Genomic DNA, 25,159 nt, shown 5'->3' with positions numbered 1-25,159 from the left:
ATGAATAAAAAAAGAATCAGTATGCTGATTGGCTTGATAGCTGCGGCCGCCTTACTCGTGTTTTTCTTTTTGCCGCGTGAGAATTCGCCATCGCCAAGCACACGCGTCATCCTTGAACATACGCACCACACGTACATTGCGCCGTCATGCTTCGACGAGGCGGATGCTACGAACTTCCTTGAAGATTCGACATTGGAAAAGGCGGAAGAACTTCAATATCCGCCCCACTCCACATGCACAGAAGAATCCTTCAAAGGAAATAACGACAGCCCTTTCATCAGCTTGCTTAAAGAGCTTGGCATCAGAGAAAAAGACTCGATGGATTGGTGATTAGAAAAGCGGAAACAGCCGCTTAGGTTCGACAGGCATAAGACGAGCTGGCGAAGCGGCGTTCTTTGCCGCACAGCTAGCTTAGCTTATGACCCGAGAACCTGGCTGTGGAAGTCTGGACACTGAAAAGCGGAGCCGCCTTGCAAGCCGCGACAAGCGCTGGAAGTCTTATCGGAAATGGCGCCTTTTGCCATTGCAGATAAGACTGAAGCGACCTCGAGCGGCTAGGCGGCGGAGCTGGACACTGAAAAACGGAAACAGCCATTCAGGTTCGACAGGCAACTAATAAAAAAGCAGCGACAGAGTAAAAATGCCCTGTCGCTGCTTTTTATATTCCTCCGATGCGTTTAACACATACGGGTGCTTTAGTTTCCACTATTTCCCCAGTAAGCTCGGGCATCCCGTTCTTCCCGATTTTCAGCACAGCTAAATTATGCGATCGCTCGTTGGCTGCTATCATCCATTGTCCGCCGGAAATCAGCTCGAAATGCCTTGGACCTTCTCCGCCGCTTGGCGAAAATCCTCTCAACTCTATTCTACCCTCTTGTCCGATAGCGAATACAGCTAAACTGTCATGGCCTCTATTCGAAGCATATAAATGATGGCCATCTTCAGAAACCCTGACTTCTGCACTTGTGTTCTCGCCATCGAATTCGTCCGGCAGCAAGGATATATGCTGCACTGGTTTTAAATTTTCTTCACTGTCCAGTTCATAGACAGTTAATGAGGAAGCAAGTTCTTCTAATGAATAAACGCATCGCAGCGACGGATGGAAAGTTAAATGGCGGGGGCCGGAACCGGCAGGCGCTTGTATCGAATGCCTAAGTTCCAGCTTTCCTGTTTTTTGGTCCAGCCTGTAAATGTAAAGCGTATCTGTCCCCAAATCCGAGACGATAAATTGATCACTTTGCGGCAGTTGAAAAACAGAATGCGGATGGGGAGCATCCTGCCTTTTTAAGTTTGTCCCTTTGCCTTTATGTTTGACAGAATCGGTCCGATTGCCAATTGAGCCATCTTCAAGTAAGGGATACACATTTACGTTGCCGCCAGAATAATTGGCCGCGAGCAGCCATTTGCCTGAATGATCGATGCACACATGGGCCGGATGATCGCCATTGGCTGGCTGCCGATTGATTTCTTTTAACATGGGCGGCTTGCCAGCAAATTCGTATGCGACTAAATCGCCGTCTCCCACTTCACTTGTTGCAGCAAAGCTTTTCCCGTTTGGATGGATAGCTAAAAAAGAAGGGCGATCAATACCGAAAGTGCCCGCAATTTCAGTTAAGCTGCCAGATTGATGATTAAATTCCCAAAGCTTGATGCCTTGCTCCTCAGCGTTTGAATACGATCCGGTCACTAAATATGTATGGTTCATTTTCTTCCTCCCTGCTTTTATAGAATTTCCGTGAGTTTTTCAAGTGTGTGGTGTAAAGTAAGCTTTGAGAAGAAATTGCTCGTACAATTATTTTAGAAAAGAGTGGTCGCCAATGAGAAAGTTCGGATTATCCATCCGCGAAAAAAGCATTGTCTGCATCGGTTTTATGGGTGTTGGAAAAACGACTGTCGGAAAATTGCTCGCAAAAAAATTGTATCGGGGCTTTGTGGACATTGATGCAGAAATCGAAAAAGAATTCGGCATGCCCATCCCCCTTATTTTCGAGAAGTTCGGTGAAAAAACCTTCCGGAAAAAAGAAAAAGAGCTGATTCATTTTTACAGCCAACAGCCTCTTTATGTTATTTCAGTTGGCGGCGGAGCATTTTTGCAGCAAGAAATCCGTGAAATCTGTTTAGCGGATTGCATCGTGTTGTTTTTAGACATCAGCTGGGATTCTTGGAAAGAACGCATCCACATCCTCTCAGACAACCGGCCACTCCTTCAAGATCGATCCATAGAAGACATCCAGAAACTTTTTGTCGAAAGGCAGGCCATTTATTCGCTGAACCATTCGAAATTTCAAGTGGACCATTTTGATGCCGAAGAAGCAGCAGACTATTTGGCTGATGCGCTGAAGCTGTCTTGGGAGATTCATGCTCCGCAGCCTGGCTGAAAATCCGCGGGAATATAAAAGATAAAGCAAAAGGAATGGCGGCCATCAATCGGGCGCCATCCCTTTTTTATGTTAACGATACTGAGCTTTTACTAAATCATACAGATTGGCTTCTTTTAAATAAGATTCCGGTGCGAGGAAGGTGACGGTTACGACTCCAGGATGGCGGCCGATTTCAATCGAACCGGTTATGGTCGCCCGGTTCATTATTTCCGGCACCTCCACATGGAACATCGTAGCTGCCCGTTCCAATGCATTGTCTGTAGCTGCATTCAAAGTCGGCCCAGTCCCAATGAATGAAATTGGCAATGATTCTTCCAGCTGCGGGACATTCCACTTCTCTGCAATCCGTTGAGCAGATAATCGCTCTTCTGCGGTAAAAGGTTTAGCCGTATACGGCAAATCTTCCACATTCGGCAAAAGAATCGGACCGTCATTATTCAATCCCTTCAGCAAATGGACTTCCAAATGGACAATTCCCGCTACATCAGACGTATGCCCTGCGATCTCGCCGTCGCCTTGCATCGCATGCATGTCTCCAAGATAAACCCCGCCGCCCGGCACTTTCACTGGGCAAATCAATACCGAGCCCGCTCTGACGCGGCTAATATCCATATGGCCATCTGTCCGATGCGTATCCAGCTCTTCTTGGGTGCTGACATATTCGTGAGGTGCATCGATTAAAAACGAACCAAAATCGCCGGCATTGTGGGAGTCTGGGATTGGCCGTGACGGTGTCGTCCCAAGCTGCCCTAAAAATGGACGCATCCGTGCAATGGTCCCGACCAAATCGTGCGGCGCAAAAGTGACAATCGGATTTTGGACAGAAGCATCAGGCGTTTTCATATACGCCCGCCCATCCTGGGCAATCATTTCTGCAGCTTCCTGGTTCAGCGTTATGCCGACATCGCCTTTTTCGCTAAAGAACATCGTGTAGCCATTCGTAAACACAAAAGGGGTGACGTCTGCATCACAATTAGCACAGCGGATCGCTTCGCTTCCGGTGCCTTTAATCACTGTATCCGGATACAAAGTTCCACATCCTGGACATTTCACGGCAATAAACGGATCTCCCAGAAAACGCCCTTCAACAGGACTGTCATTTCCAGAAGACGTGGCAAGCGAGGTCACTTCAATGGATTTTATCTTGATGACAATGGCATCCCCCGGTTCTGCGCCTTCCACAAAAACCGGTTTTGTCACTTCATGCCCGCCTCGGATGCAAGGCGTAATCATCGGGCCCCAGCAGCCAGGCGCTGTATGTGCGATGATATGCCCTCCGCTCTTTACGGGGCCTAACATTTCCAAGTTCGGATCCAACACGCCATTGATGTATTGATTGACCATTACCGTTTCCGATGTTTTTCCGCTCAACTTAACTCCCCCTGTTAGTTTGACTATTCTGTCAATTTGAGTATACGGCAATCTCCAAAAGCTGACAATCATACTGCTCCCACTGTTTCTCCCGATCCACTCTTTCCTTTTTTCCACTTTCACTTTCTTTTTATCAGCTAGCTTAAGTTAGGTAGAATCCAAGCTATCGATTATAATGAAAAAGGGATTGAAGTACATCACCCATCCACTTAAGAAATAACCCATGAGCCTACGGTCTTTCATACAAGTTTGGAGGATTTTTTATCCGCCGCTCTTGAAAACGTTTCCATATGCATAGGAGGAAAAACAGTGAGTTTAACAAGAGATTTTTTTATTGCCTTGTCCAAAAACCAAGTGTTGAATAGCGGAGCTAAAAAATGGGGTCTTAAATTAGGAGCCGGCAAAGTGGTAGCCGGAACCGATATCGACAGCATGATGAAATCCGTTAAAAAGTTAAATGCTGAAGGCATCGGCGCTACCATTGATAATTTAGGTGAATTTGTTTTTAACCGCGAAGAAGCACTTGAAGCAAAAATGCAAATCCTTGAAACGATAGAAGCGATCCAAAAACATGGCGTCGCTGCCCATATGTCTGTCAAACTGACCCAAGTCGGCTTGGATGTCGACCACAAGTTCTGTTTGGAAAATATGAAAGAAATTGTAGCTGCCGCCGCTGACTATGCTATCTTCATCAATATCGATATGGAAGACTATAGCCATCTTCAGCCAACGCTTGATATTCTTCATGAATTGCTGAAAGACTACGATAACGTTGGGACCGTGATCCAATCTTACTTATTCCGGTCTGAAAAAGATTTGGAATCCCTCCAACATGTCCGCTTGCGTCTAGTCAAAGGAGCTTATAAAGAGATTTCTGAAGTGTCTTATCAAAGCAAACAAGATATCGACAATAATTATTTGAAATTGATCAAGATCCGGCTCCAGCAAGATGTGTTTACGTCTATCGCGACGCACGACCATGTCATCATCCATGAAGTGAAGAAATTCGTAAAAGAAAACAAAATCCCACGCGACCGTTTTGAATTCCAAATGCTTTACGGATTCCGGTCCGAACTGCAGAAAGAATTGGCCCAAGAAGGCTATGCTTTCACGACATACGTTCCTTTCGGCCAGGACTGGTACGGCTATTATATGCGCCGGTTAGCTGAACGCCCGCAAAACATCAATTTGGCTTTAAAGAGCTTGATCTCCAAATAAAAAAAGCGCTTTGGATTTTTCCAAAGCGCTCTTCCTATTGTCATTTATTCCCTTTCACGAACCTTAATCGGGATCAAGTCATTCATCAATCCGCTTCGGTATTGTTCATACCGTTTTGGCAGCATCAGCGATTCGCCAAGGCTTTCCGGAGATTCGTCAATAGCGAAGCCAGGAGGATCCGTCGCAATTTCAAATAACAAATCGCCATACTCCCGGAAGTAAATCGCATTGAAATAGCTGCGGTCTTGTACAGGCGTCACGCCAAGCCCGTAAGCTTCAATTTCATTTTTCCAATCCAATTGGTCCGCATCGTCCATCGCACGCCAAGCAATGTGGTGAACCGTACCGACGCCCATTTGGCCGGTTCCTGAAGAGGTAGTTTTCACGTCAATCATATTGCCGATTTCCGCGGTTGAGCGAAAACGAATAAATTCGCCTTCTTCTCCGACTTTTTCAAATCCAAGCACCTGTTCAAGCAATTCAGCTGTCTTTTCCGCTCGTGAAGTGAAAAGCGTCGCACCTGCAAATCCTTTTATCGCAGCTTCCCGTTTCACTCCATTAAAACTCCAGCTATTCAACTCACCCATGCTTCTCTCGACAATCTCCAAATGGAGGCCGTGCGGATCATCAAAGCGCAGCGAACTTTCTCCAAACCGGCTCACTTTTTCATAATCAACCTGATAATGGGCTAACCGTTCTTCCCAGAAGCCAAGCGCTCCCGCAGGAACCGCGTAGGAAGTTATACCAACTTGGCCGTCACCGATTCTTCCTTTATAAGCGTTGTCCCAAGGGAAAAACGTTATGATGGTTCCCGGATCTCCGCCTTCATTGCCAAAATAAAGATGATAAGTTCCCGGATCGTCAAAGTTGATTGTTTTCTTTACTAGCCTTAGTCCTAAAACACTTGCATAAAAGTCCACATTTTCCTGTGGGTTTCCGACAATCGCTGTAATGTGATGGATCCCTGCCGTTCGTTTCACCATGCTATCATTCTCCTTCAACTCTTTTCTCCATTCTATCGTACCATTTTGGCTTTACTCGCTATTCTCTTTTTGCTTGGCCAACTTTTCTTTTTCAAGCTCTTTCTGCTCTTCTAATTTTTGCTTTTCCTCTTCGGTTTCCTTTTCTATTTGTTCCTTCTGCTGCTCTTTCAGCTCTTCAATATGCTCCATCTCTTCCTGGTACTGCTCTTCAACTTCGGTAGTAGATGGAATGAAAGGCTCTTCGTTATAATCCGTTCTTCTGCCGTAGCGCAGCATTTCATAAATGATCAATCCATTATTGGGTTTGCCATTCGCCGTTTTCATCGGCACAATATCAAAAAGAACATAATAAAAAGCATAGAAAACAAAACGATCCCAAAAAGTTCTGTATTCTTCGAGCAGGCCGTTAGCAAGCATCGCGTTTATCGCAAATGCAACGGCCATATTGATTAAAATAGGTCCGGCATAGATAAGGGTATAGGCAATCTTCCCTTTCGAACGCAAATCGTCATAAGAATACCAACTGTATAAATGGTAGTACTTCCGGATATCGAACATCCAAATCTTAACGATGCGTGGGCCAGAACCGATTGTCAGCCTCGGATTTTTCACGCCAAAAATGGCACTGACCAGCAAATAACCGGTTTCTCTAATGAAAATCACAACGGGCAGAATAATAAATGCAGAAATAATTAATGATAACAAATCAGCCAATCCAAACACGTTCATCACATCCCGTCAAAATCGCTCAACTACTAAGATACCCTTATGAGAATCGAGCCAATCCTTTTTCAAAATGAAACTTTTTTGTTATATTTGTCACATTGGTACAATATTCACTGTCTTTTTCTGAGGGCAGGACCTTAAGATAGAAATTAGCGGTAAGAGAAAGAAACTTGCGGGGAGATGGATGTAAAGTGGAGAAAAAAGAGCTGTTTTACGGAAAACGGAGATGGTTGATTCCATTCTTTTTAATTGGGCTTATGCTGTCTATTTTCATAGGCGATCAAATTGTCACCTCTTCCGATGCATCCGCTTCTAAAAAGGTCGCAAGCTTCTCAGCTTATGCTCCGCCGCCCAATTTCTTTGAGATTCAGGAAAATGTAGAAGTCGTAAAAAACTTGAGATACAGTGACACGAAAGATGCTATTTTAGATATTTATTATCCTAAAAATCAATCCGAAAACATTCCCGTTGTGCTATGGATCCATGGTGGAGGCTATATCGGCGGTTCTAAAGACAGCCGGCAAGACTATGCGATGACTTTAGCTGACGGGGGCTATGTGGTAGCCAATATCAACTATGCTTTAGCACCCGAACAGAAATACCCTGGACCGATTTTCCAGGCAAACGAAGCGATTGAATTTTTGATGGCGAATGCGGCGCAATACGGCGGCGACATGGAGCGGCTTTTTATCGGCGGGGATTCAGCTGGAGCGCAAATTTCCAGCCAAGTTGCTGCGGTCATTTCAAATGCCGAGTTGGCAGCAGCAATGAATATTCTTCCTGCTGCAAATGCCGAGCAATTGAAAGGTGCTGTCCTGTTTTGTGGCTTATATGATATGGATACGGTGCGTGCCACCCAGTTCCCGAATCTCGAAAACTTTTTGGCTGCCTATACCGGAACTGAAGTTTTCGAGTCGTTTGAACGCATCGATGAGCTATCGACGGTTAACCACATCACAGAAGCTTATCCGCCCGTGTTTATGACGGTCGGTGATGCCGATCCTTTCGTCAGTCAATCCGAAGAACTGAAAGAACAGCTGCTTCATCAAAATGTCCCAGTGGAAAGCCTCTTTTTTGAAGGCAGCAATAAGCAATTGAAGCACGAATATCAATATGCCCTAGATACCGAAGAAGCTCAAGAGGCTTTGAAAAGAACCTTGAATTTTTTATTCGTCAATAGCCATTAAAAAAAACGGGCTCTGCATAAAGCAGGCCCGTTTTTGTGTGTTCAGTTAATTATTATGGGCTGCATTTTTCGCGACAGCTACCGAAATATTTTCTTTTTTCGCTTCTCTTGCCTTTGATTTCGAAGGCAGCATATTGAAGAGGATATTCAGGACGATGGCTGTGACACTTCCGGCTACAATTCCATTGCTTGTCAGAATCTGCATGCTTGAAGGCAATTGCGCAAAAATCTCGGGAACTACCGTTACGCCGAGGCCAAGGCCGACCGAGCAAGCAATGATCATCGAGTTTTCAGGAGTAGCCGAAATGACTTTGCTAAGCATTTTGATTCCTTGCGAGATCACCATGCCGAACATGGCAATCATCGCTCCGCCTAGAACTGCTGTTGGAATAATCGTTGTAGCAGCCGCCACTTTCGGCAAGAAGCCAAGTGTAATCAACATCAATCCAGTAATCAAGATGATTTTCCGTGATTTCACGCCAGACATTTGAATCAGGCCGACATTTTGCGAAAATGTCGTGTAAGGGAATGAGTTGAAAATCCCGCCAAGAATGATCGCCAACCCTTCTGCACGGTAACCTTTAGCTAAATCTTTTTCAGTTAATTTCTTCTCAGTGATGTCGCTCAAAGCAAAGTAAGTGCCAGTAGATTCCACTAATGAAACCATGGCCACTAAAGTCATTGTCAGAATGGCGGACCACTCAAAAGTCGGAGCGCCGAAATAGAACGGCTCCACCATGTGGAAATAAGACGCTTCTGAAATAGCTGCAAAATCAACGATTCCCATGAAGATTGCTGCAATTGTTCCTGCTGCGATCCCAAGCAAAATGGAAATGGCTTTTAAGAAGCCGGTCGCAAATTTATAAATCAGCACGATGAGCAATAAAGTTCCGAATGACAAAGCGATGTTTTGAAGAGAGCCGAAATCGCTCGCTCCTTGGCCGCCGCCCATATTATTGATGGCCACTGGGATTAGAGTGATTCCGATGATAGTTACAACCGACCCTGTTACTACTGGCGGGAAGAACCGAACCAGGCTTCCGAAAAATCCGCTGATCAATACAACGATAAGCCCTGAAACCAAAATCGATCCATAAATGGCAGATATGCCGTATTCGCCGCCAATGGCAATCATAGGGCCGACTGCTGTAAACGTACAGCCAAGAACGACGGGCAGCCCAATTCCGAAAAAGCGATTATTGACGATTTGCAGGATAGTCGCGACTCCGCAAAGCAGAATATCAATTGCGACGAGATAAGTGAGTTGTCCTGAAGAAAGTCCAAGGGCGTCTCCTACGATCAAAGGCACTAAAATTGCGCCTGCATACATCGCGAGCAAATGTTGGAATCCTAACGCTGCTGCACCTAAAGACTTTTTCATTTAACAATCTCCTCCTCAAGAAATGCCACTTTGCCGCTCTCCAGCGACGAGACAATTGCTAATGATTCTACGCGAATCCCACGTCCGCGCAGTAGATTTCCGCCTGTTTGGAATCCTTTTTCGATGACAATGCCAATACCGGATAGAGCGGCATTTGCCTGTTCAACAATATCCACTAAGCCGAGTGCTGCCTGGCCGTTCGCCAAGAAATCGTCCATGACCAGCACCACATCTTCACTGCTGATAAAAGCTTTAGAAACCGAGATATCATTTGTTTCATTTTTAGTAAACGAATGGACACTTGCCGTATAGAGCTCATCCACCAACGTCAGCGACTTGCGTTTGCGGGCGAATACGACCGGAACCCCTAACACTAGCCCTGCCATAACAGCCGGTGCAATCCCGGAAGATTCGATGGTTAGGATTTTTGTGACCCCTTCATCTGCAAACCGGGAAGCAAACTCTTCTCCAATTGCCTGCATCAATGCCGGATCGATTTGATGATTTAAAAACGAATCCACTTTGAGTACGGACTCCGATAACACTTTGCCTTCTGCTAAAATTTTCTCCTGTAACTGTTTCATGCTGTCAGCACTCCTTTCATCACGCCGGAAGGCATAAAAAATAGCCCTCAGAACGCGCATCCATTCATACCATGAGTGGAGCAATGTCCTTCGAGCTAAAAATTCGAAAGGAAATAGAAAAGAAACATGCCTTTCTTGCAAAAGGCACTTCCCCAACATTTCGTTGCTTCTCATAGTCAGTTCGTTTACGGCAAACTGGTAGAAACTCGCGGACCTTATTTCCGCTATTATATGAGTGAATATTATTAGAATGGTCTTATTATAGCACGCTAAACCGCTATTTCAAGCCACAGGAAAATAAAAGAGAATTCGAATAATTCGGCAGACTGGATCTTTTACAGCCGCTTACGGCGCCTCAAGGATCTGCCTAAACGTATAAATGCTTTTCAAGTTCAGCACGGATTTCTTCCGGAATTTTCTCGGATTTCTGCTCAGCAAGATTGTAGTTTACATAGGTTACGCTGTTTTTTGCGCAAACTTGACCGTCCTGATAAAGCTCTTCATACAGCTCTAAACTGGAGTTGCCGATTTTCTTCACCCAGACACGCACTTCCACATCCGTACCAAAATAAATCTGTTTAACGAATTCCAAGGTCGTTTTGACAATCACCATTTTCCATTTCGCAAAATCGTGGTCCGGTGTAAACAGGCTGAATAATGGATTTCTGGCTGCTTCGAACCAGACAGGCAGGGTCGTATTGTTGATATGGCCGACGCCGTCCGTCTCCGAAACTCTTGGCGATAATGTGGTTTGATACATAAACTCCAACTCCCTTTCGCAGCTACTAACTAAATCCCATCTTATCACCTTCCCGCTCTTTCTCCATATAAAAACCGAAAGGGAGATGAGTCCCTTCCGGTTTCCGATTATTCTTCGATGTTGATGTACAGTTTGCCGGCAGCCGCTTTTCTCGTTTCGTTTTTAAAGCTGTCGACCACTTTCGCTTCAATCATCGCGCCGTTGGCCGTGGTGCCATAAGGAACGGTCCAATAGCCCACATAATGCCCATCGCCTTGCTCCATCATCGGCAGTTCCGTTGCATTTGACACGTTGGTCAATGGCATATGGATGCTGAAGCTCGCTTTTAAGCCTGGGGCGGAATCGAATTCGATTTTCACGCTTCTGCCAGTCGTCAAGTGAACGTCTTCTGAGGGCGTCAAGTTCTCAATGGCAGGGGCCGTAAATTGAGCCGTAATCGTCACCGTCTCTGAGACCTCATTTCCAGCCGCATCGACCGCTTTGACTTCAATGACATTTTTGCCGTTATCCAGCAAAATGCGTTTGGAGAATGTGCCATCGCCAATGGATGCCGCTTGTCCGTTGACGGTTACCGATTCCAAGTGTTCATCGGCAATCGTCCCTTCCACAGTCACCGTTTCACGGTTTGTTTTTTCACCGTCTACCGGATTCGTAATGGCAAGATCCGGTGCTTCGGTATCCAGCACAACCGTCACGGAAGAAGATTTGCCCGTTTCTTGTCCATTTAATGTGGAGACAGCGACCAGTTCGTTGCTGCCTTCTTCCAGTTCAATCGGCAATTCGAATGTCCCGTCAGCGGCAGTTTCTACAGTCCCAGCCTCTTCTCCATTGTTTTCTAATTCAATGACTGTTGTCGGCGATGCTTTCCCTTCGACCGTCGCGTTCGCTTCATTTGTAACCTGCCCATCTTTAGGGGACGTGATGACCGGTGCATTCACTTCATAGCTGACGCGTGCCCGGATCATATAATTCCCTTCTTCTGCTGGAACCGGTGACCAAGCTCCAGAGACATGCTGATAACTTCTCTTCGCATTTTCACCAGTTTCATCTGTCGCAAGTCCAGGAGAGTTCGGGTTTGCAACTGTCTGGCGGTAAACCATGTAGAAGTCGCCTTCAACCACGATATTGTATTCCGCCAAGTCAACAACTGTCCACTCCCCGTTGCGCAAGGCTTCTCCATCAATCGGGCCTGCCAGCATTTTGCCTGGTGTGCCCTCTGCACCCGAAGCATCCCATACTTCTACAGCAAATTCTGTACCGCCTGGGCTTGGCCATTCCGTATCCCAGAAGCGGAATACGCCGTCCGTGACAATACCGGATTCCTTGCCTTCAGGAAGCGACATTTTCACAGCCCATGCGTTTCCTGCTGCGTTATACGCACGTGCGTTTTCTGCGCTGCCATCATCGTAGCCGATTTCTCCGCCTGGATACGTATAGATTGGCTCAAGTGCCAAGCTGACTTCCACTGCCTCAGCACCGATTGTTACAGGAATTTCTTTGCTGTAATAGCCTCTTGCCACCACTTTCAACGTATATTCACCTTCATAAGCGCTCAATGAATAACTGCCATCTTCCGCAGTTTCAACAGGGGAGATATTGGCGTCTTCCACCAGAAGAACCGTCGCCCCTTCGATTCCTTCACCTGTCGCTTCATCGGTGATTGTCCCGCTTACTGTATTTTGCGAAACTTCTTCCAGCGTAAAGTTTGCTTGCGTTGTTGCATCCGCTTCAATCGTTACTGCTTTCTCTTCCGATTGATAACCGTATGCTTCCGCTTTTACGGTGTAATCACCTGGTGTATGCGTTAAGGTATATGTTCCATCCGCAGGATTCGAGTAAACCGAGCGTCCCGATTCCAATACTCTCACTTGTGCACCAAGCGGCAATAAAGTCGGATTGGCCGGAACTTCTACCGTCGGCATTTCTTCTTTAGCCGGAATGGTTGGATGGATCTTCGCTGGATCAATCGGGTTCTTCACCGATTCTTTATCCTTATCTTTCACAAGCCCCAATCCGATTCCTCTATTCACTGCACCTTTTGCATTTGCTTTGCCATTTCCTTTATTCGCTGAATTCCCTTTTGCATTTTTTCCTTTCGAAACTTTTCCAGTTTCTGAAACATCAGCTAATGCCACGTCATCGATATACCAGCCGTCTTTGACGACACTGCCATCTGAATAGGCATTGAATGCCAAATAAATGCGCTGTCCGCTATAGTCGCCCAAATCGATTTCTGCATCCGTCCACTCGCCGGTCTCACCTTGGAATGTCTGCAATTGCGTCCATTCCTGCTGATCGACAGAGACGAATACATGGCCATAATCCCATGCCGTTCCTGAAGACGATTGTTCGAAACTGTGCCAATGCTTAAATTGCAAGTATGCTTGCCCTTCCGGCAGATCGACCGGCGGCAATACAAGTGTTGCGTTCATATTGGAATCGTAAGCACCGTCCAAGTTCGTTGCATAAACTTTCTCGCCGGATGCTGCATTTCCAGGACCTGAAGTCGGAACTCCCCGCTCCCAGCTATTCATTTCACCAAATGAAGTCCAGCCTGCTGCCGCGCCCTCAAAATCTTCAAAATACCCAATCGTGATTCCTGGTTTTACTTCAACCGTGTATTCTTCAGAAGAAACTTCGTTATTGCCAAAATCGTTGATGGTCCATTTGTAAACGAACGATTCGCCTGAAACCGCTGCTCCTGGAACCACTGCTTTAAACACACCGGATTTGAAATCTCCGGATGTGCGGGCGGCATCAAGTTGTTGCCAGTCCCCATTTTCATCCAAGTAATTCAATTTCACAGAAGAAATGCTGATATTGTCTTGTACCGAAACCGTTAATGGCAATTCCATTCCTTCATAAGTTTCTGCCGGAGCTGCGTGCTCGAAAGTTGGAGCTTCAACATCATCGCCTTGCTTCGAAACTTGGCCTTCCAATTTGCCGATGCCGTCCAAGATGGAGCTGACTGCTTCATAGGCATCGACCAACCCGTAGCCGTAACCGTGGTTCGGCGATTCAGGATAGGTGCTGTCCGTAAGTGGTGTCGCAGTATCGAGAAGAATCTGCTCCATTTCATCCACTGTCAGACCCGCGTCAACTTGGCGAAGTAACGCAGCCGTCGCTGCCACTGCTGGTCCTGCCATTGATGTGCCGTTCCAACCGCCTTCATAACCGCTGCCTGGAACAGAAGAACGAATATTAACGCCCGGCGCAGAAACATCCGGTTTGATTTCGTCATATGGAGATGGCCCTCTTAATGAAAAATCAGCTACTTTATTGTTAATATCTGTTGCGCCTGTCGCAAATGATTCCGGGTAATTGGCTGGAGCTGCAACAGATGCTGGGCCGCCGGGGTTAAACAATGTCGTATTTCCTGCAGAGAATTCCGGGAAGATTTCAGCTGCGCGCCAGTTGATGACGACATCGCGGTACCATTCATCCAAGCCAGGCCCGCCACCCCATGAGTTATTCACAACATCCGGTGCTAGATCTACACGGGTATTTCCTTCTGAATCGGTTGGAGCTAAAATCCATTCAGCTGCTTCCAGCAAGTCGGCATCTGTGCCTCCAGAAGCCGTAAATGCCCGGACCGCAATCCATTTAGCTCCCGGTGCGACACCAATTTGGTTGGAGCCATCTGGTTCGCTTCCGACCATCGTTCCAGTTACATGCGTTCCGTGCCCTTGATCGTCATAAGGGGCTGTTTGGCCAGCCGTTGCATCAAACCAGTTAAAGTCATGGTTGGCTTCGCCTGTTGCCGCATTGTATCCACGGTACTTTTCTTTTAATGCTGGATGGTCCCATTGCACGCCTGTATCAATGCTTGCAACGACCGTCCCGGCGCCGTCAATTCCAAGGTCCCAAGTTTCTGGAGCTTTCACACGCTCAACACTCCACTCAACATTTGCGACATTTGATTTAGGCGGTTCGGCATTCGGCGTTTTTGTTGTAAACAATTGGCGCGTTTCATTCGGCAATACTTTTTCGACTTCAGCAAAAGCCGCTACTTTTTCAGCTACTTCTTTGGTCGCTGTCACTGCCATGCCGTTGACTACATAATACGAATTGAGATTTTCCGCATTTCCTTTTGCCACTTCTTTTTCAAGATACTCTTTGACATTTTGCTGCTCTTCAAGAGCCGTCGCTTTCAACTCAGAAACTACTGCAGAGCGCTGGGCGAGCTTTGACTTGGCAGAAGACAAAGCGGCTTTTTCTGCACTTTTTTTAATCGAATCAGCCACTTCTTCTGTTTCTGCCTTTTCTTTAAATTTAATCAGAAACGTAACTTTTTCTTCGCCTTTGAAATTAGTCAAAAGCCTGCTGCTCAACTTTTCTTTGGCAATTATGTTGGAGTCATTTACCGATCGGTGCAATTTGCTTGCCGTTTCCGCGCTTGCAGCACCCGGTGCCACAAGTGAAAACGCCATAAGTAAGGAAGCTGCTAAACTAAAAGCTTTGATAGGACCTTTTTTCTTACTCAATATTGTTCCTCCCTCCAAATTTACAACATCTTTTTCCTCTTACTTGCCTTTTAAGAAGACAATAAAATACACCTGTCCCCCTTCCCCAAATATTTTTGGTGCCCAGCGTCTTGGTGTCATTTCTTTTATCTAAGTTGTTGTTAACACTATACAAGAAAAAAATATGTAATATTATTGAATTTTTTGAATTGATAAACTATACCTAATTTCTTAAAGTATGCCTAAAGAACTAAAATATTGATTTAAAAATATAGAAATTAGTCTTATTCCTCTAGAATAGAGGATTCAAGGCAATTATTGATTTTATTTCCAGACCCCTTTCTAATCCCCTAATTCTCTAAAATGAACCGATGCACCCACTTGAAAATTATTCCAGACTGTCACTTTTTAAGAATCGCAAATAACTGACATGAATCTCGATTTTCATAAGTACATTCTACCTATTTTAATCTGTTTGTCATTTTTGTAATTCTATTGTAAAGAAATAGCTCTATAATTTCATTTCCTTAAAATTTGCAGTTTCTTATTTTCTTTTCTTCGTTATAACCAGCCGTGCTTTTCTCCGGACTTATTTTAAGTGTTTGGGTCTCCTCTTCTATCGTTATCATGACTATGAGTTTTAGTACCTATTCGACCAGAAAGGGCTTATTGATTATAAAAGCGGTAGATTCAAAATTTACTGTTTGCTTTCGCTCTTTGAAAACTTTATATTTAGAGAGGCGAAATATTAAAAAGACGAAATGAGTGGACGGCTATGAAGGCTTGGATCGACAATTGGAAGTTGAATTTCTCCTCCTATAACCGCAATATCAAATTCTTTATGCTGGCAAATGTTCTAATCCAAATCGGGTTAGGCGTTTTTATGGTGATGTATAACCTCTATATCAAAGAACTCGGCATGCCCGAAACCGTCAATGGCAAAGTGATTTCCATGACCGCTACAGCCTCAGCTCTCATGCTGATTCCGGCTGGCTTCTTGAGCGACCGGTTCGGAAGGAAATGGATCATCATTGCCGGGGCCGTTTTTGGAGCCATGACCCTTTTTTACCGCAGCTTTACAATTACAGAAACGCCCCTTGTCACAGCGGCTTTCCTCACTGGGCTTTTCATGGCCTTTGTGCAAGTTTCAGGCGTCCCTTTTCTAGCGGAGAATTCCAAACCTTCGGAGCGTGTACAGATGTTCAGCATCTATTTTGCTTTGATGACTGTAGCAAATGTCGTCGGCAGTCTGCTTGGCGGCGTAATTTCAGATGTATTTCAAACCATCCTGGATATGGAAGCGGTATATGCTATCCGCTGGTCATTGCTTGCAGGGGCTTTCATTTACAGCTGCGGCTTGATTCCTTTGCTTTCTTTAAAAAGCCGGTCCACTGAAATTGAAGAAAAAGTTAGCCATGACCCGCTTGTACCTGCAAACGACATCAACCTTAAAAAGAATTTGATTGTCATTTTTCATTTTTCGTTTGCCAGCCTATTGATCGGACTCGGCTCGGGGCTTGTCGTCCCCTACTTGAACCTCTACTTTTCCAATCGATTTGATGCTTCGAATACGTATATCGGCCTTATTTTATCGTTAGGCTCTGCGATGACGGCTGTAGCGATGTTGATCGGCCCTATGCTCGTCCGGAAAGTCGGCAAAGTGAAAGCTTTGATCATCTTCCAAGTACTGTCCATCCCGTTTCTGATTTTGACCGCTTATACGACTTCGCTGTTTCTTGCTGCCATCGGTTTTCTTTTGAGGCAAGCCTTGATGAATGCCGGCAACCCGATTCAAAGCGCGATTGCCATGGAGGTCGTCCATGATAAATACAAAGGTTTGGCGAACTCGCTAAACCAAGTGGTTTTCAATGTCGGCTGGGCCACCATGGGCCCACTTACTGCCGGACTTGTTGTCGCTTTCGGCTCCTACTGGGGCTACGCTTATGCGTTCACCATCACTGCAGGACTTTATGTCGTCTCATCCATCTACTATTACTTTATCTTTGGAAAACGAAAACTTGCAGACGAATAAAAAAGGAGTCGCCCCAAAAAGTATTTGGGGCGACTCCTTTTACTTTATTTTTTCTTTTTTGAAGTGAGCCGTCCGAGCAAGAATGCACCAGCTGCAAGCCCAATTGCCGTATTCGTCCGCTTATTGAATACTTGTTTTGCAACTAGATTCAAATTCTGCGGGCGTTCAGCCAGTCTGCGCATGAAATAGCCGTACCAGTCATCGCCAAAAGGCACATACGTACAGAAATTATAGCCTTTATTCGCCAAATCCAATTGCATGTCTTTCCGGAAGCCATAAAGCATCTGGAATTCGAATTTCTCCAACGGAATGCCGTTTTCTTCTACAAACTGGATGACGTGGTTGATAATATGGTGATCGTGCGTCGCGATCGAAGTGAACTTGCCATGCAATAGATGGTATTCGATCAAAGCGATGAAATTCGCATCGATTTCTTCGCGCGTCTGGTAAGCATATTCTTCCGGTTCTTTATAAGCGCCTTTAACAATTCTCAGACGAAGATCTTTCCGTTCTTTTATGTCATCTTCTGCTCTATAGAAATAAGATTGGATAACGGTTCCCACGTTATCGTATTCTTTTAATAATTCATCGATTAAGTCGTAGGAAGGCTGGACATGTCCATAATCTTCCATGTCGATATTAATATGCATATCGTATTTGCTTGCCGCATCCACGATTTCCTTCAAATTCTCGTAGCAGAAATCATAGTCGATATCTAAACCGATCTGAGTAGGCTTTAAAGAAATATGTGCGTCTACCCCGTTCGCATGAATGCTTTCAATGACTTCCAAAATACTGTTCTTCGCTTTTAATGCTTCTTCTTTTTCAAAAACGAATTCTCCAAGATTATCAACTGTACAGCTGATTCCTTGAGCATTCAATTCACGGATACTTGCGATTGTCTCTTCAATATTTGTCCCGGCTACCACTGTTTGAGCGCCTAATTTAAGGCCGTATTTCTTTGCAGCAGCTGTCAAAAATTGATTTTGCGACAATCCGATAAACACATCTTTTAACATTTTCTTCCCTCCTGATACAATTCACCAAAAGCCTGTTTATCCAAATGGAAAATGGCTTTTCCTCTCAGATACAAGCATTTATATTGTAATCCTTTTTTTCTGAACCCGCACCATTATTTTAACTGGAATTAAAGATGATTGCTAAAAATCTCAAAATTCTACGAGCTTACTTTTCAAAAAAACTCCCCGAAGCCGAAAGCTTCCGAGGAGTTTGAATCAGTTATTGATATATTTTTCGAAAACGTCGCCAAAATCCTTGATATGGTACTGATTTCGCACAGAAGTCATCCACGTGAATCCAAAGTCTGTCAGTTTAGAGTATTGGACATCCATTGCCACGTCATTTGGACGAGAATTTTGAAGCACCGTCACCGCTTTGTTCAAACTTTCGTTTGCCATCGCCGTAACGATTTCATTTTCATGCGTAATTTCAGCAATGCGCAATAGGGATTTATACAAATCTTTCAAACGCTCGATTTGATCTTTTTGAACATCGATGCTGTAAGCGATCTGCCCTAATTTAAATTTAATTTCAATATCCAAATCGATTTTTCCGGCTGTTTCCATTACCACATCCGAAATGGAGTTTTGTGAATACGGGAATCTTTTCAACGTACGTTTTGAAGACATTGCACTTTCGCCATCCACGTGAATAAGCGCTAAGTTAGTAAAGCAATATTCGTCCGCTTTCGTCTTGATCAAGAAATAGATTTTTTCCTGGTCTTCGTGCATGACATAATCGTCTGCATCCGTTTTATCGTAGTCTTGTGGGTCAATGATTTTGCCGATATCAGATAAACCTAGAGCTTCTGAAGCCATTTTTTTGAACATTCGCCAGTTCCCCTTTTCAAGATGAATATCGTTCCCCTTTATTCTATCAAATAAGATCCGTTGCTACACCAAAATTTTGTCAGTTAAAAAAGCAGGTAGCCAATCTTTAGCAGACTGGCTACCTCTCTCCATTATTTATTTAAATTCCAGACTGAATAGTTCAGTCCCAAAGCAAAGGCTACCCAAGCAATATATGGAATCATGAGAGATCCGGCCAGTTTATCCACGCCGAAAAATTCGTAAGTGGTCAATGTCAGAACGCCAAGTAAAGCTGTCATTTCGATTAAAGCCGTGCCGCGCATTCCCCATTTAAAAAACAGGAACGACCAGAGGAAATTGAGCCCTAATTGAAGATCATAAGGAGCCAAAGTGTTTTTGCGTTCTTCTTGATTGTCCGATTTTTCATCCACGCGATACTTCGCTAGCCCCATAGCTGCATACAATGTGGTCCAAACTGTCGGAAATACCCATGGCGGCGGTGAAAATGATGGTTTCTTCAAGCGTTTGTACTTCTCCTGCGTATTGCGATTGGCAATAGCTCCGATTATCGATCCGCCAACTACCGGAACCAGCACGTTAAACGCTAGTTTTTTGCCGTTGAATTGACCGTCCGCTTTTAAAACTTCCATTATTTCTCCTCCTTTTGAATTCTTTCTTCCCTACTCTTTCCTTTAAGAAAAGTTCATAAACAAAAAAACCATCCCCATATCCGCTTATACAGCAGATACGAAGATGATTTTGATTAATTTGAAGCAGCCAATTTCGCCAATTTATGGTTTCTTACACTTAAAACCGCCCAAAGCAGAAGATTGAAAGCCAGAACGAAACCACCAAGAATGGATACGCTTAAAATGAACGTTTCGCTTCCGTAAGCTGATGACATCGATTCCCGGAAACCGAGAAGCGCATAGCTCATTGGAACGAAATCATGCACTTTTTGGAAAAACGAATTGGTTAATTCGATTGGGAATGTACCGCCGCTTGCTCCAAGCTGAAGAACAAGAATAATCATGGCGACAAAACGCCCCGGATTTCCAAGCGCAATGCTCAAGAACATGATTAAGAACATGTAAGCCAATGAGGTAATAATTGAAATGGCGATAAATTCGCCTACATGATCCACTTGCAAATGGAAGCCGAAAATCATGATGGCATCCACAATCAAGGCTGCGGCAGTTGCTTGGACAAAACCAAGCAAAAATTTACTGAGCCACCAAGCAGCTCCGGAAGTGGGCTGGCTTGGACGTCCGTTGATCGGAAAGACTAAGTTGAAAGACAAAGCACCTACATAGAGTCCTAATGACAAAATATACGGGGCCATTGCGTGGCCGTAGTTAGGCACTTCACTTATTTTGCTCTCGGTAGCTGATGCCGGTGCCGCAATCATTTCGTAGTTGGCATCCGACAAATCAGTGCCGTTGATTTCTTGTGCTCCTTCCGCCAAACGATCAGCAAGTTCCGTTGAACCTGTTTCCAGCTTGGCAGCTCCGTCGCCCAATTCTCCTGCACCGCTTTCCAATGCTTGCGCTCCGTCGCCAATGTCCCCTGCTCCGCCGGCCAGTTCATTGACCCCATTAATGAGTGTCGGCACGCCGTTGTTCAGCGAAGAAATTCCAGAGGCTAAATCATCTGCTCCCGATTGAAGAGCAGCCGAATTTCCTGCAAGTTCATCGGCCCCTTGTTTTAGTTCGTTTGTTCCATCTGCCACTTTAGCGACGCCTTCCGTATAGGCAGCCGTTCCTTGCTGAAGCTGCGCTGAACCTTCTTTTAATGCTCCTGCACCTTCCACCAATCCGTTAGACCCGGCAGATAATGCGGAAACCCCTTGATTCAACGATTCGCTGCCTTTGGCCAAACTATCCACTGCTCCCGCCAGCTGCGGTAAACTGCTCGCCGCTTCATTGACTCCTGAAAGCAATTGTCCGCTTCCTGCGGCAGCTTCATTGATGCCTGTTGTGAGCGATCCGGCTCCTGGGATCAATTTGCCATTTAGCGCTTGTTGAATGGTTTCATATCCGCCTAAAGCTTCGCTTGCAGCCGGGTTCACTTGAGCGATGGCACCAGACAAGCCAGCTGCTTGTTCCGGCAATGATCCAAGCGACTGGAACGCCGGTAAAATACTATTGTTCAAATCTGAATTGATCGCTGCCAAGTTTCCAGCTAATTTTTCGATAGACGCTTGCTGATTGGCTGACTGCGTTGCAGCACTTTGTTCGATGGCAGCAATCAATTCACTTTGCTGCTCCGGCGCCAATGCATTATAGGTGGATGTGTTTTTCACTGCTTCTGCTGCATTCGATGAGGATATCTGCAATTCATCCAATGCCTGCTTCGCTGCCGACAAGTTGGCTTGCAGCGAAGCTGCCCCATTGGCATCTCCTGCAGAAGCAACCGCTGCTAATTTCGCTGCATTTTCCCGGATGCTCGCAAGCCCTTGTTGAAGGCTATTGACTTGGTCTTGGCTCGGCAATCCTTGTTGAAGGGCTTTAAGACCTTCTTCTAAAGAAGAACTTCCCGCTGCCAATTCATCAAGGCCATCATTCAACGCTCGCTGCCCATTTGCTAATTGCTGGATTCCTGAATCCGGCCCTGCCAGTTCAGCCGTTTTAGTTTGCAGTTCTTGAAGCCCTGCATTTAGTTGGCCGCTGCCGTTTTCAGCATCTGCCAATCCACTATTCAATTGCTGTGCACCCGGAAGCAAGGTTCCAAGGCCGTCTGCTAAGGCCGCCGACCCTTCGACAAGTTCTGCCCCGCCTGCTGTAAGCTGGGAAGTCCCGTCAGCTAAACCGGCGATGCCGCTTTGCAATTGGCCGACTCCATCGGTATACGCAAATACTCCAGTTCGAAGCTGGCCGGCACCTTCATCCAATTGCGCAGCTCCCGCTGCAAACTGGCCAGCACCCACTTCCAATTTTTCAGCGCCTTGCTTGAAGGTTAACGTACCCGTTGCCAGTTCCCCTAGTTTTTCACTGAGCGTTGCATTTCCTTTATGGATTTCTGCAGCGCCGTCCGTAAGTTGCACTGCCCCATCTGCTGCTTCGTCCATGCCATCTCCAATGGTCCGGATCTGGTCAAAGACAGCTTTTACATATTCTTTCGTGACACTTTCTGAAATTTGTTCCCGAATATCCGCTGTCGCTTGCTTGCTAACCGCTTCAATGAAAAATCCGCGTCCGGGGTTGGTCTCGTATTGAAGGTTCATGGTTTTCGGCTGAACGCCCATCACTGTGGAAGCATTAAATGAAAAATCTTCCGGGATCGTCAAAACCATGAAGTATTTTCCTTCCTCCATCCCTTTTTCCGCTTCTTTCGCATCGGTAAAATGCCATTCCAGATCCTCATTTTCTTTTAAATTGTCGACGAGTTCATCTCCGACTGCCAGCTGTGTTCCTTCGTATTCTGCCGGCTGATCCTGATTGACCACAGCTACCGGCAAACGGTCTGTTTTGCCGTAAGGATCCCATGAAGCCCCAAGGAAAAATCCTCCATATATGATGGGGATGAACATCAAGACAAACATCGTGCCGATCAATAATGGTTTAGAAAGAAGTTTCTTCCACTCCATTTTCACTGTATTCACTTGTCATCACCTGATTCCCATGGCAGTACATCACTGAGAGATTCTCTATTCCAGTTTAAAGTCGGTAAATTTTCCACTCCAAATCCTTCTTTCAATAAATCTCCTGCTGACACTTTCGAAAAATACTCGATCAGCAGATTGTCGCCTTGTGCAAATACATTTCGCAAAATATTTTGGCCGCGTTCCGCATATTTCCCGTCATGAAATGCCAGCCCGATCAAGCCGGTGTCCGGGTACATCCGGATCGGGCCTTCCATTGCTTCAATGACATCCAGCATACTGATGTCGTCAACTGACTTAGCGAGGGAAACGCCGCCGTTGTTCCCTGAAACGGATATGGCAATTCCTTGCACAACCAGCTTTCTCGTGATTTTTTTCATATATGAAGGCGATACGCCCAATCGTTTGCTGATTTCATCCGAAGCTAATGGCGCGTTACTTTCTTGTGTGGCGAGCAGCACGATGATGCAAATCGCCTGTTCCACTTTTTTGGTTAGCTGCATGATTCCACTCCTCTACTTCTACTTCTATTATCCATTATGGATATATTATGTCTATAAATTAGTAAACCACTTTTTCATTCGGATTGCAAGGCCTAGATTCTCCCTTTAGCCAATAAAAAAATGACCCTTGCTTCAATGGCAGTCGAAGCAAGGGGCATCTCTAATTTCAGCGGTTAAAATATTTTTTTAAATAGCCGATCACTTCAAGCCGGCAGCTTTCCGTCAGCGGCGAAGCCTTTGGATGGACAAGCTCCCCGTACAACAGCTCATCCAAAAAACGCACTTCATTTTGGAACCTTTGTTGAAGATTCCTGTCGAAAACCGTTAATTGAATATAAATCGAATTCCCTTGTTCTACATAATCAATGAGTGAAATTTCATGTTTCATCCTTAAAACAACCCAACAGCTTTTCCGTCTGCCCCGACATCCATTTTCAATGCTGCAGGTTGTTTAGGCAATCCAGGCATCGTCATAATGTCGCCAGTCAAACAAACCAAGAAGCCTGCCCCAAGTTTCGGGATGATTTCCCGGATCGTGACAGTGAATCCTTCAGGACGGCCAAGCAATTTCGGCTGGTCTGATAAGGAATACTGTGTTTTCGCCATACAGATCGGCAACTCGTCCCAACCGTATTTTTTAAATTCGGCCAGTTGTTTTTGAGCTTGGTCCGTCAATTGAATTGCTGCACCGCCGTAGACTTTTTGCACAATGGTTTGAAGCTTTTCTTCCACAGAGTCGGTTTCATCATATAATGGAGTAAAGTTTGTCGGGCGGTCCAATTCCTGTTTGACCAACTTTGCCAGCTCTAAACCGCCTGCTCCGCCTTGCTCCCATACATTCGTTAAAGCCACTTGAACGCCTGCAGCCGCTGTCCATCCCATAATCTCGCTAATTTCAGCATCGCTGTCTGTAACAAAGCGGTTTAACGCCACAACCGGTTCAATACCGAATTGACGGATCGTATCTACATGCTTTGCCAAATTGACCATGCCGCGTCTTACCGCTTCCGGATTTTCTTCACCCAGTGAACCTTTGGCAATTCCGCCATGCATCTTCAACGCCCGAACGGTCGCCACAATCACTACGGCATCCGGATGGAATCCGCCTTTGCGCGATTTGATGTGCATGAATTTTTCTGCGCCGAGATCCGCACCAAAGCCGGCTTCCGTCACCACAATATCGGCAAGCTGCCTTGCTGTATTTGTCGCCATTAAAGAATTGCAGCCATGGGCGATGTTTGCAAACGGGCCGCCATGGATAATTGCGGGCGTCCCTTCGATTGTCTGTACGAGGTTCGGTTTAAAAGCTTCTTTTAAAAGCAGCGCAAGGGCACCTTCAACTTCAAGGTCCCGTACGGTGATCGGTTCTTTTCCGTAAGTGTAGCCGATGACCATTCGGGCAAGGCGCTCTTTCAAGTCTTCAATAGAAGTGGCCAAACATAAGACTGCCATGATTTCAGAAGCTACCGTAATATCAAACCCGTCTTGGCGCGGTACTCCTTGTGCAGGTCCGCCAAGTCCGATCGTCACTTGACGGAGCGCCCGGTCATTCATATCGAGAGCCCGTTTCCATGTGATTCTCCTTGGGTCGATTTGCAGCTCATTGCCTTGGTGCAGGTGATTATCAATAAAAGCAGCAAGCGCATTATTAGCAGAAGTGATGGCGTGAATGTCTCCTGTGAAATGCAGGTTGATATCTTCCATCGGTAAGACTTGGGCAAACCCGCCTCCTGTGGCACCGCCTTTTACGCCCATGACCGGGCCAAGAGATGGTTCACGAAGAGCCACAACGACCGATTCCTTCAATTGGCTGAATGCATCTGCAAGCCCTACAGTAACTGTAGACTTGCCCTCTCCTGCAGGTGTCGGACTGATTGCCGTCACCAATACCACTTTTCCGAGTCTTGCAGCTTTCGGCAACGCTTGGACGTCTATTTTCGCTTTGTATTTTCCGTATAGCTCAAGCGCATCAGCTGGAATGCCGGCTCTCTCTGCGAGTTCCTGTATGGGCAAAATCTTGGCATTTGAAGCAATGGACAAATCCGTATTCGTCATTCATTTCCCCACTTTCAATTTTTCTTTTATTATAACCCGCCCTCTGCAGAAAAGAAAAAGCCGCCTCTTAGAAAAACGAGACGGCT

Annotated in this window: 20 protein-coding genes and 1 riboswitch; of the genes, 5 read left to right on the top strand and 15 right to left on the bottom strand. The window is 45.6% G+C overall.

Annotation, left to right across the window (positions count from 1 at the left end):
• Positions 1-330 (top strand): hypothetical protein, encoded by a 330-nt coding sequence (locus tag AC2EXB_RS01890; RefSeq protein ID WP_483603294.1) that lies wholly within the window; start codon positions 1-3, stop codon positions 328-330.
• Between the two features lie 328 nt (positions 331-658).
• On the opposite strand, the gene AC2EXB_RS01885 is transcribed toward AC2EXB_RS01890, so the two are convergent.
• Positions 659-1,705 carry a lactonase family protein gene (locus AC2EXB_RS01885; protein WP_235197992.1) on the bottom strand — a complete coding sequence of 349 codons (1,047 nt, stop codon included), beginning with the start codon at positions 1,703-1,705 and terminating at the stop codon, positions 659-661.
• Positions 1,706-1,817: 112 nt separating this feature from the next.
• Between AC2EXB_RS01885 and AC2EXB_RS01880 the strand changes: the two genes are divergently transcribed.
• The gene (locus AC2EXB_RS01880; RefSeq protein WP_251477793.1) at positions 1,818-2,378 is read left to right on the top strand and encodes a shikimate kinase; all 561 of its coding nucleotides are present in this window, start codon (positions 1,818-1,820) and stop codon (positions 2,376-2,378) included.
• A gap of 72 nt (positions 2,379-2,450) precedes the next feature.
• Here the strand turns inward: AC2EXB_RS01880 and AC2EXB_RS01875 are convergent, their stop codons facing one another.
• The gene (locus tag AC2EXB_RS01875; RefSeq protein ID WP_483604706.1) at positions 2,451-3,725 is read right to left on the bottom strand and encodes an acetamidase/formamidase family protein; all 1,275 of its coding nucleotides are present in this window, start codon (positions 3,723-3,725) and stop codon (positions 2,451-2,453) included.
• 336 nt (positions 3,726-4,061) lie between these two features.
• Between AC2EXB_RS01875 and AC2EXB_RS01870 the strand changes: the two genes are divergently transcribed.
• Complete coding sequence (locus AC2EXB_RS01870) at positions 4,062-4,970, top strand: proline dehydrogenase family protein (protein ID WP_483603292.1); 909 nt, start codon at positions 4,062-4,064, stop codon at positions 4,968-4,970.
• A gap of 44 nt (positions 4,971-5,014) precedes the next feature.
• Here AC2EXB_RS01870 and AC2EXB_RS01865 read toward each other — a convergent pair whose 3' ends face one another.
• Together AC2EXB_RS01865 and AC2EXB_RS01860 are read right to left on the bottom strand one after the other, a co-directional pair.
• Positions 5,015-5,953 carry a ring-cleaving dioxygenase gene (locus AC2EXB_RS01865; RefSeq protein ID WP_483603290.1) on the bottom strand — a complete coding sequence of 313 codons (939 nt, stop codon included), beginning with the start codon at positions 5,951-5,953 and terminating at the stop codon, positions 5,015-5,017.
• Positions 5,954-6,004: 51 nt separating this feature from the next.
• Complete coding sequence (locus tag AC2EXB_RS01860) at positions 6,005-6,676, bottom strand: hypothetical protein (RefSeq protein WP_483603288.1); 672 nt, start codon at positions 6,674-6,676, stop codon at positions 6,005-6,007.
• Between the two features lie 194 nt (positions 6,677-6,870).
• On the opposite strand from AC2EXB_RS01860, the gene AC2EXB_RS01855 reads away from it, so the two are divergent.
• The gene (locus AC2EXB_RS01855) at positions 6,871-7,866 is read left to right on the top strand and encodes an alpha/beta hydrolase (RefSeq protein ID WP_483603286.1); all 996 of its coding nucleotides are present in this window, start codon (positions 6,871-6,873) and stop codon (positions 7,864-7,866) included.
• A gap of 45 nt (positions 7,867-7,911) precedes the next feature.
• Here AC2EXB_RS01855 and AC2EXB_RS01850 read toward each other — a convergent pair whose 3' ends face one another.
• From AC2EXB_RS01850 to AC2EXB_RS01835, 4 genes are all read right to left on the bottom strand, one after another.
• A complete protein-coding gene (locus AC2EXB_RS01850; RefSeq protein WP_483603284.1) occupies positions 7,912-9,246 on the bottom strand; it encodes a nucleobase:cation symporter-2 family protein in 1,335 nt (444 codons plus the stop codon).
• A complete protein-coding gene (locus tag AC2EXB_RS01845; protein ID WP_483603282.1) occupies positions 9,243-9,830 on the bottom strand; it encodes a xanthine phosphoribosyltransferase in 588 nt (195 codons plus the stop codon). Before AC2EXB_RS01845 ends, AC2EXB_RS01850 begins: the two co-directional genes overlap by 4 nt.
• 153 nt (positions 9,831-9,983) lie before the next feature.
• Positions 9,984-10,085: riboswitch (purine riboswitch) on the bottom strand.
• A 112-nt stretch (positions 10,086-10,197) separates the two neighbouring features.
• Positions 10,198-10,590: an acyl-CoA thioesterase gene (locus AC2EXB_RS01840; protein WP_483603280.1), complete on the bottom strand. Its 393-nt coding sequence runs from the start codon at positions 10,588-10,590 to the stop codon at positions 10,198-10,200.
• A gap of 107 nt (positions 10,591-10,697) precedes the next feature.
• Positions 10,698-15,077, bottom strand: a complete 4,380-nt coding sequence (locus tag AC2EXB_RS01835; RefSeq protein WP_483604705.1) for a S8 family serine peptidase — start codon at positions 15,075-15,077, stop codon at positions 10,698-10,700.
• Between the two features lie 751 nt (positions 15,078-15,828).
• Here AC2EXB_RS01835 and AC2EXB_RS01830 point away from each other — a divergent pair.
• On the top strand, positions 15,829-17,085 hold the full coding sequence (locus AC2EXB_RS01830) for an MFS transporter (protein WP_483603278.1): 1,257 nt from the start codon (positions 15,829-15,831) through the stop codon (positions 17,083-17,085).
• 44 nt (positions 17,086-17,129) lie between these two features.
• Here AC2EXB_RS01830 and AC2EXB_RS01825 read toward each other — a convergent pair whose 3' ends face one another.
• From AC2EXB_RS01825 to AC2EXB_RS01795, 7 genes are all read right to left on the bottom strand, one after another.
• The gene (locus tag AC2EXB_RS01825) at positions 17,130-18,104 is read right to left on the bottom strand and encodes a proline dehydrogenase family protein (protein WP_483603276.1); all 975 of its coding nucleotides are present in this window, start codon (positions 18,102-18,104) and stop codon (positions 17,130-17,132) included.
• A gap of 216 nt (positions 18,105-18,320) precedes the next feature.
• Complete coding sequence (locus AC2EXB_RS01820; RefSeq protein WP_235197981.1) at positions 18,321-18,935, bottom strand: PH domain-containing protein; 615 nt, start codon at positions 18,933-18,935, stop codon at positions 18,321-18,323.
• 131 nt (positions 18,936-19,066) lie between these two features.
• Complete coding sequence (locus AC2EXB_RS01815) at positions 19,067-19,564, bottom strand: TspO/MBR family protein (RefSeq protein ID WP_235197980.1); 498 nt, start codon at positions 19,562-19,564, stop codon at positions 19,067-19,069.
• A gap of 113 nt (positions 19,565-19,677) precedes the next feature.
• On the bottom strand, positions 19,678-22,515 hold the full coding sequence (locus tag AC2EXB_RS01810) for a YhgE/Pip family protein (RefSeq protein ID WP_483603273.1): 2,838 nt from the start codon (positions 22,513-22,515) through the stop codon (positions 19,678-19,680).
• Positions 22,512-23,018 (bottom strand): RrF2 family transcriptional regulator, encoded by a 507-nt coding sequence (locus AC2EXB_RS01805; RefSeq protein WP_483603271.1) that lies wholly within the window; start codon positions 23,016-23,018, stop codon positions 22,512-22,514. Before AC2EXB_RS01805 ends, AC2EXB_RS01810 begins: the two co-directional genes overlap by 4 nt.
• 166 nt (positions 23,019-23,184) lie before the next feature.
• Positions 23,185-23,406: a hypothetical protein gene (locus AC2EXB_RS01800; protein ID WP_483603269.1), complete on the bottom strand. Its 222-nt coding sequence runs from the start codon at positions 23,404-23,406 to the stop codon at positions 23,185-23,187.
• Between the two features lie 2 nt (positions 23,407-23,408).
• Positions 23,409-25,073, bottom strand: coding sequence for a formate--tetrahydrofolate ligase (locus tag AC2EXB_RS01795; protein ID WP_483603267.1), 1,665 nt, complete (start codon positions 25,071-25,073; stop codon positions 23,409-23,411).
• Positions 25,074-25,159 lie beyond the last annotated feature (86 nt).

Source organism: Planococcus alkaliphilus, assembly GCF_057031095.1.
Note: the sequence above shows the minus strand (reverse complement) of the source record. Positions and strands in the feature narration are given on the sequence as shown.